This is a genomic window from Gilliamella sp. B2911 (genome assembly GCF_026536965.1).
GTDB lineage: Bacteria > Pseudomonadota > Gammaproteobacteria > Enterobacterales > Orbaceae > Gilliamella > Gilliamella apicola_E.
The window spans coordinates 113,203-120,603 of record NZ_JAFNNA010000007.1; the positions used below are offsets into that span (position 1 = coordinate 113,203).

The window sequence follows — 7,401 nt, forward strand, 5'->3', positions numbered from 1 at the left end:
ATGATTAATAGCACCAGAAAGCTATGGGTGTTAAACGGTTCGCATCCCCAATTATTTAATCAAGTCAGCGCTATTATTCAACAGCACCCGGGCGATTGGCTTACAGTTACCACAAAAACAGATTTGCCCGTAGCGATTAACCATCATATTCATCCCAATCAAACCAAATCATTACTTGGCAAAGAGTTTAAACATGCTATTTTCGATGCCACCGAAGGTTTTAATTTAGATGCTTTTGCGATGCTAGCCGGCACTTTAATCAAAGGTAGTGTGCTAATTTTATTACTGCCCGATGATTTGACCAATTGGGTGGACCAAGATAGTTTGCGTTGGAATGAATCTACAAAGCCGATTCGTGTGCCCAATTTTGTTCAACATTTACAACAAACCTTATCAAAATTTGCTACAGAAAAGCCACCAGAGTTTACGCAGCAGGATGATGGGCAAAAGGATTTAACCGAGCAACAGTTAGTGCTGAACCAACTCCTAAAAAGCAATAGTCGTTTAAATATCTTAATGGCTAAACGAGGGCGCGGTAAATCAGCATTAGCTGGGCAGTTTACTCATTATCATGAATGCTGGGTAACAGCACCGAATAAAAGTGCGCTAACGACTTTTTTTCAGTTTGCTAAACCAGGAACACCGTTTTATGCGCCAGATCAACTAATTGAAATGGTCGATCATCCATTTCCTGAGTGGTTGATCATTGATGAAGCGGCGATGATCCCATTGCCAATGTTGGAACAACTGCTAAAGCTGTCACCATCGACTAAAATCCTATTGATCACAACGGTAGAAGGTTACGAAGGAACAGGGCAGGGGGTTTTATTAAAATTACTGGACAGGCAAATTTGCCAGCGATTTTATCTTAATTCGCCTATTCGTTGGCAAGATAACGATCAACTCGAACAACTTTGCGATAACTTATTGCTTAATGGCGTCATAAAATCGCAAACCAATGAGCAAGCTACCGTCTATTCTCTTAACGAAAGAACAGATATCGACCTACTTAAGTCTATCTACAATTTATTAAAAACGGCTCATTATCAAACAACCTTGGTTGATTTAAGACGACTATTTGATGCACAAAACTTAGCTGTTTGGCAGGCCAAAAAAGGTGATCAACTTATTGCTGGGGCAATTACGATTGATGAAGGTAATTTGGCTGATGACTTAATCGATGCCGTTTGGAAAGGCACACGCCGACCAAAAGGCAATCTTGTCGCGCAATCATTGGTTGCACATGCTGGTGATAAACTAGCGGCAAAACTAAAATCGGTCAGAATTAACCGTATTGCGGTTATAGAGCCTTATCGACGTCAACATATCGCCCTGAAGTTGGTCGAAAAGATCTATCAACAAGCAATGAAAAATCACAACGATTTTGTCTCTGTCAGTTTTGCTTACAGTGCCGTTAATTATCAATTTTGGCATAATTGTGGCTTTACCTTAGTCCATATTGCCAGCCATAAACAAGCCAATTCTGGTAGTTATTCAATGATGGCAATCAAACCCATCACTCAGCAAGGTTATGAACTAAGCCAACGTTTAGCGGAAAATTTAAGGCGTAATAGCTATTGGCTTAATGCCATTATCGATTTACCTTTCAGTCAACTTATCACCATTGATGATCAGCAGGCGTTAACTCATCAAGATCTTCAGGATCTGCAAGGATTTTGTAATTATCATCGACCGTTTGAAGCAACTTATCCGGCACTGTGTCGTCTAAAACAGGCAACAAATGGTAAAATACCTTCACTATTATTACAAAGTAGTGAATCGATAAATAAACTACCAAGTCGAAATGAGATGATCCAAATTATCAAACAAGAAGTAAAAACATGGCTTGAAAAATTATCAAACTGACCAAATAAAGATCAGCTAATTTACGATCAAAAAATGAAAAGTCAGTTGCCGTCAGATGAAAACTACGTTTAAAATGACGCCGATTTTAAATAAAAGGATCCTATTGTGTTAGAAAATAAATCACAACATTCCAATAATCGATCAAAGTCAGGTATCGAATACTTTTTCCAAGGCTGGTCATTAGCATTTAGTCCTGGCTTAAAGCGCTTTGTATTTTTACCGTTGCTGGCGAATATCGTTATTATGTCAGCGCTATTTTATTGGTTTTTTGTTTCAATCACTGGCATGGTGGATTGGGGCTTATCGTTTATGCCAAGTTGGTTGCACTGGTTGGGGTACATCATTAGTGCTATTGTCATTTTAACTTTAACAATTTTATTTTGTTATTTTTTCAGTACGATAACCAACGTTATAGCTGCGCCTTTCAATGGTCTGCTGGCCGAACAGGTAGAAGCACAGCTTACCGGTGTGCCTGCACCTGATACCTCTTGGTGGAGTTTAATAAAAGACTTACCTCGCATCTTAAAACGCGAGCTACAAAAATTTGGTTATTATTTATTATGGGCGATTCCGATATTGCTAACCTACTTGATTCCCATCATCGGGCAATCGGTTACCCCGATAGTGTGGTTCTTATTCACCGCTTGGCAGATTAACATCCAATATGCGGATTATGCCTTTGATAACCACAAAATCTCTTTTGAGCGTATGCGCCAATTATTAAGACAAGATCGCGCTGACAATCTGCTATTTGGTATGTTAATCAGCTTCTTTACTATGGTGCCATTATTGAATTTAATTATTATGCCAATTGCGGTTTGTGGCGCGACAGCGATGTGGGTTGATCGCTATCGTCACCAAGCTATTTTTGCAAGTAAAAGTCAGGACTTTCGATAATTTATTTTTGCTTAGGACGACTTGGCCAATCGTCGTCCTCATCATCAGAATAAGGGATAGGTTTTATCCCTTTCTTTTTTTCTAAATAGTGTTTATAGCTTAGTTTATTCAGTGCTTTAATGGTATTAATAAAGATCCCCACCAAAATAATAAGAATCACCCACCAATAATCTTTAAGCCACTCCATTTAAATCCCCTTGAGTATTTAGCACAAAGCATGATCTCATATTAAAATCTATAGTAACTTTTCTAAAATATCGATATAGATAGCTTGTAATGTAATGACATCTTGGCAATTTACATTTTCATTCACTTTATGAATCGTTTTATTGACCACACCAAGCTCAATCACCTGACAACCTAACTTAGCAATAAAACGTCCGTCGGATGTTCCGCCACTGGTTGATAATTTGGTATCAATTTGTGTAAAGGCCTTAATCGCACTTGCTGCTGCATCAGTTAGCTCACCTTGTGGTGTTAAAAATGGATGACCGGATAAGCGCCAATTTAACGTATAGTTTAAATGATGTTTTTGCAAAATCGCCTCGACTTTTGCTTTAATCATCTCATCGGTTAACTCACTACTATAACGAAAATTAAATTGCACTGACAAATCACCAGGAACCACATTTTCAGCGCCGGTTCCACCATTAATATTGGCTATTTGCATTGTCGTTTGTGGAAAATATTCATTACCATTATCCCAAACCGTCGTTACCAGTTCATTCAAAGCGGGCGCAAATTTATGCACCGGATTATCAGCAAGATGAGGATAAGCAACATGTCCCTGAATACCATGTACCACTAAATTGGCTGTCAAAGAGCCACGACGCCCATTCTTAATCTGATCACCAAGGACACTATCACTTGAAGGCTCACCAACAATACAGTAATCGATCTGTTCTTGACGTTTAATCAGCCAATCAACCACTTTTACCGTGCCATCGGTTGCATCTGCTTCCTCATCGGAAGTCAGCAAAAACGCAACCCGACCAGTATGGTCAGGATATTTTTTAACAAATGTCTCAGCGGCACAAACCATAGCCGCTACGCCACTTTTCATATCGGCTGCGCCACGACCGTACAAGATACCGTTTTCATCAATAGTTGGCTCAAAAGGCGGGTAACACCACTTACTCTCATCACCGGCTGGCACCACATCAGTATGACCGGCAAACATCAAAGTTTTACCACTACCATGGTAGGCCCAAAGGTTTTTCGTCTTACCAATATTTACCTCTTCAATCACAAAGCCTAACGGCTTTAGACGATCGATAATCATCTGCTGGCAGTTCTTATCATCGGGGCTTATTGATCTTTCAGCAATCAATGCTTTGGTTAGTGCAATAACAGGTTCAGTCATGGTGATCTCGATCTTATGATTTAGGTTTAACAAATTGCGAATAGCTCTCGTTAGAAAATCCCAACAAAGCCCGCTTACCATCAACAAGTAGTGGACGCTTTAAAATAGAAGGATTAGCTAACATAATCTTGATAGCGGCATCTTGATTATCAACTTGATTACGTACTGTCTCGTCAAGCTTACGCCAAGTCGTACCACGAGTATTTAACAAACTCTGCCAATCAACAAGTTTTAATAAATCACTTAACAACTCAACCGACAAACCATCGGTTTTATAATTATGAAATTGGTAATTGACTTGATGATCATTGAGCCACGTAAATGCTTTTTTCATGGTATCACAATTCTTAATTCCATAAATAATATACATAACTATTTGCCCTAAAATGAAAAGATAAATCGATTATAACAGCTAAAAAACAGCAAACAAAGGGAAAGCGGGTTTTGTAAAATGGATGATTTTTTGATAAAAAAGTTGAGGAGAGGGGTTTTCTAAACCCCAAAAAATATTATTTTTATAACCCTTTTTTTAATCAAATAATAAAATAATTAAAAATCATAATGTTAAAAAGATATCAAAAAAAAGGGTTTTTAAAACTCCAAATGCCCTTTGCCTTTTTGCAAACAATGATTATAGTATATCTTGTTCTAGGTTCATGCCGAGTAGGCAGTTTAGAAAAATGCACCAAGGGTACGAACAAATAGTATTTTGGTTCATGCCGAGTAGGCAGTTTAGAAATTTAATCGGATTCTAGCTGTTTTTAGTGCGTCGGTTCATGCCGAGTAGGCAGTTTAGAAAAGAGCTGCATATAACGAATCAGACAAAACATGGGTTCATGCCGAGTAGGCAGTTTAGAAATAGATCAATTTGCCATTGTGGTAAAGTAGGGCGGTTCATGCCGAGTAGGCAGTTTAGAAATTTGGTCTTCAGTCACATCAACCGCTTTAGCTGGTTCATGCCGAGTAGGCAGTTTAGAAAAGAGACTGGCGAATATCTGCCAGATCTGAATTGGTTCATGCCGAGTAGGTAGTTAATAAAATATAATTTTCGAATCAATCAATGCCAGTCAGTTTATTCAGTGCAGATAATATCCCGTTTCTTAAAAAGTTGAGGAGTGGGGTTTTTGAGGTTCTAAATTTTACTTAAAAACGTTTAAATGATCACAATCACGATTTTAAACACTAAAATAAAATTTTTGAGGATCAATAACCTTAATTTTTTAAAGATTTGTAATGATAATATCTTTAATTAAAACAGTAATTAACTAAATGTCGCCTAGATCCTTTTTAGATCATCTTTACGAAAGTTAACGCAATTGAGTGAAAAAAAGTGTTGCATCGTGTTTTTCCAATCACTATACTTTTTTAACAATTTTAGCAAAGAAGCTAAAATTTGATAAAAAAAGCATAAAATTGCAAATAAATCAAAAAATTACTTGACAGGATTGTCGCATATGTTTTATAATTTTCAACAGGCAACAGGCAACAGGCAACTTGGCCAACCTCTAATTTAAATTCGTCTAAGTCCAGCTCCCAACTTAAATTTTTCACTATCGCTTATTTTTTCATGCGATCAAGTGAAATTCTGCGAATTTTCGCGCGATCGTTTTCTGGATCCTTTTTTAGATCCTTATATCTTCTACAATTATCCCGGTGGATCCATTTAGGTCTATTCGTGGTGTTTTTTCTTTCTTTTTCCAGTCATGCATTGACTTCACAGACAACAAAAAATCATATTGAGGGTAGTGCGCCGTATTTGACTTTCGATGGTGGTCGTACACGTGTTGTTGATGCTAACGGTCTGCTTGGGATTACTTTATCTGACGGAACTAGGTACACGCCTTCTACCAATTCATCATCTTCTTCAAGACCTATCTCCTTGCCGGTTGAGGGACAGAGTTTTGCTGATATTGATATGTTTGTACCGACTAATACTAATTCAGTCGATTTAAGTACTCTTATCGGTCCACCTAATAATTATTGGGGAGATGATGATGGTGATGCTGGTGTTACAGCTACTGGTCGTTTAAGTTTATCTATCGTCGATAAAAACAATCAACTAGTGTCGCGTGATACTGTGTTAACGACATGTAATGATTCTGCACCTTATCGTGTTACATTAACTAGTACTGATGGTACATTGTCCACACGTTATGGTGTTCCTAGTAGTAGTACTTTCCGTGAAAGTAGTGTGACTTATTACGTCAATCCAAAGCTTGGTACATCAGTTTGTGCTAGAATTGATTTTGCCATACCTAATTTGATTTTTGGTACAGATGATTATGCTGGTCCAGCTTCGATGTGGGACCCTTATTATGGTTTTCTCACACAAAAAACAGACCCATCCTCTTACGGTCAAAACTTTCCTACTACTGGTATTAATAATTTGCGTTTTGGCTTAGAGATTAGTAATGTTAGTCAACCTTTGTTTTGGTCTTCCGTTTCTAAGGGAGGTATTACAGCTACAATGTCTGATTCTAGCTCTCACTTCGTTCGTGTTACTTTAACTGGTCCCTACGCTACCGAATCCCAATGGAATTCTAGCAATCCTGGTTTTATTGCTAAGCCTTCTTTACCTCAGACATTCGAGTTGGTTGGTCGTGACGCTCAAGGTAATCCAGTCGTTAAATATGGTTTTACTTTGAAGCAGTGGTTCCTCAGCCGTGGTGATGTGCATGGCCATTATTCTGATCATTTATCATGGTGTAATAGTTTTGGTTATCGAATGCCTAGCGTAAAGGATTTAACCAATGCATCTTGTCGTAATACAAATTTAAGTTGTCGAGGCGCTGCCAGCGCCACCCCTTCCTCACCTAGTAATCATTTTATGCGTCATATTGGTTCTGGCCTTTTCGCGGAGTGGGGGCATATGTCCGATTATTCAGCCATTGACCTTCCTGTCAACGCCAATTGGTTCTTTACTAGTGATTCCAATGGCCGTGAACAGTTTATCGTGCACTCGGACAACGGTGCTGTGGATTCGACCAGCGAAAACGTCTTCGGGCTTTGCACCTATCCTTAGTTCTTATTTCTTCGTCCTTAATCTTTAGTGCCGAGGGTTGGGGGTGAGGAAAAATAGTATTAAGTCATTAAAAATAAGCTTCGAGTCAACGTCGTTTAGCCATAAAAAGCAATTTTGTGGCTAAGCGAGACTTCAATTACCCGCCTCGGCGGGTTTATTTTTGAGGCCATTTTATCGCAAAAAAAGTTGAGGAACGGGGTTTTTGGGGTTTTAAATTCTGCAATGTTGTCTCAAATAAATAATTCCGCTTTAA

At 38.4% G+C, this 7,401-nt stretch carries 6 protein-coding genes and 1 CRISPR repeat array; of the genes, 3 read left to right on the forward strand and 3 right to left on the reverse strand.

Annotation, left to right across the window (positions count from 1 at the left end; all coding sequences use genetic code 11):
- Together J3U27_RS07680 and cysZ are read left to right on the forward strand one after the other, a co-directional pair.
- The gene (locus J3U27_RS07680; RefSeq protein WP_267377189.1) at nt 1-1,866 is read left to right on the forward strand and encodes a tRNA(Met) cytidine acetyltransferase TmcA domain-containing protein; all 1,866 of its coding nucleotides are present in this window, start codon (nt 1-3) and stop codon (nt 1,864-1,866) included.
- A 105-nt stretch (nt 1,867-1,971) separates the two neighbouring features.
- Nucleotides 1,972-2,763: a sulfate transporter CysZ gene (gene cysZ / locus J3U27_RS07685; RefSeq protein WP_267377190.1), complete on the forward strand. Its 792-nt coding sequence runs from the start codon at nt 1,972-1,974 to the stop codon at nt 2,761-2,763.
- Between the two features lies 1 nt (nt 2,764).
- Here the strand turns inward: cysZ and J3U27_RS07690 are convergent, their stop codons facing one another.
- From J3U27_RS07690 to J3U27_RS07700, 3 genes are read right to left on the reverse strand one after another with little or no spacing between them, the layout of a single operon-like run.
- On the reverse strand, nt 2,765-2,950 hold the full coding sequence (locus J3U27_RS07690; protein ID WP_065563328.1) for a YpfN family protein: 186 nt from the start codon (nt 2,948-2,950) through the stop codon (nt 2,765-2,767).
- Nucleotides 2,951-2,998: 48 nt separating this feature from the next.
- Nucleotides 2,999-4,126, reverse strand: a complete 1,128-nt coding sequence (gene dapE, locus J3U27_RS07695) for a succinyl-diaminopimelate desuccinylase (protein WP_267377191.1) — start codon at nt 4,124-4,126, stop codon at nt 2,999-3,001.
- Between the two features lie 13 nt (nt 4,127-4,139).
- Nucleotides 4,140-4,496, reverse strand: coding sequence for an ArsC family reductase (locus J3U27_RS07700; RefSeq protein ID WP_267337377.1), 357 nt, complete (start codon nt 4,494-4,496; stop codon nt 4,140-4,142).
- Nucleotides 4,497-4,777: 281 nt separating this feature from the next.
- A CRISPR array of direct repeats spans nt 4,778-5,165; the repeat unit is 28 nt; unit sequence GGTTCATGCCGAGTAGGCAGTTTAGAAA.
- 636 nt (nt 5,166-5,801) lie between these two features.
- On the opposite strand from J3U27_RS07700, the gene J3U27_RS07705 reads away from it, so the two are divergent.
- Complete coding sequence (locus J3U27_RS07705; RefSeq protein WP_267377192.1) at nt 5,802-7,148, forward strand: hypothetical protein; 1,347 nt, start codon at nt 5,802-5,804, stop codon at nt 7,146-7,148.
- The last annotated feature ends 253 nt before the right edge of the window (nt 7,149-7,401 follow it).

What these genes read in the sequence shown, in the direction of transcription:
- dapE (WP_267377191.1), bottom strand. Translation starts at nt 4,126, where the DNA reads ATGACTGAACCTGTTATTGCACTAACCAAAGCATTGATTGCTGAAAGA.
- J3U27_RS07700 (WP_267337377.1), bottom strand. Translation starts at nt 4,496, where the DNA reads ATGTATATTATTTATGGAATTAAGAATTGTGATACCATGAAAAAAGCA.
- J3U27_RS07690 (WP_065563328.1), bottom strand. Translation starts at nt 2,950, where the DNA reads ATGGAGTGGCTTAAAGATTATTGGTGGGTGATTCTTATTATTTTGGTG.
- J3U27_RS07680 (WP_267377189.1), top strand. Translation starts at nt 1, where the DNA reads ATGATTAATAGCACCAGAAAGCTATGGGTGTTAAACGGTTCGCATCCC.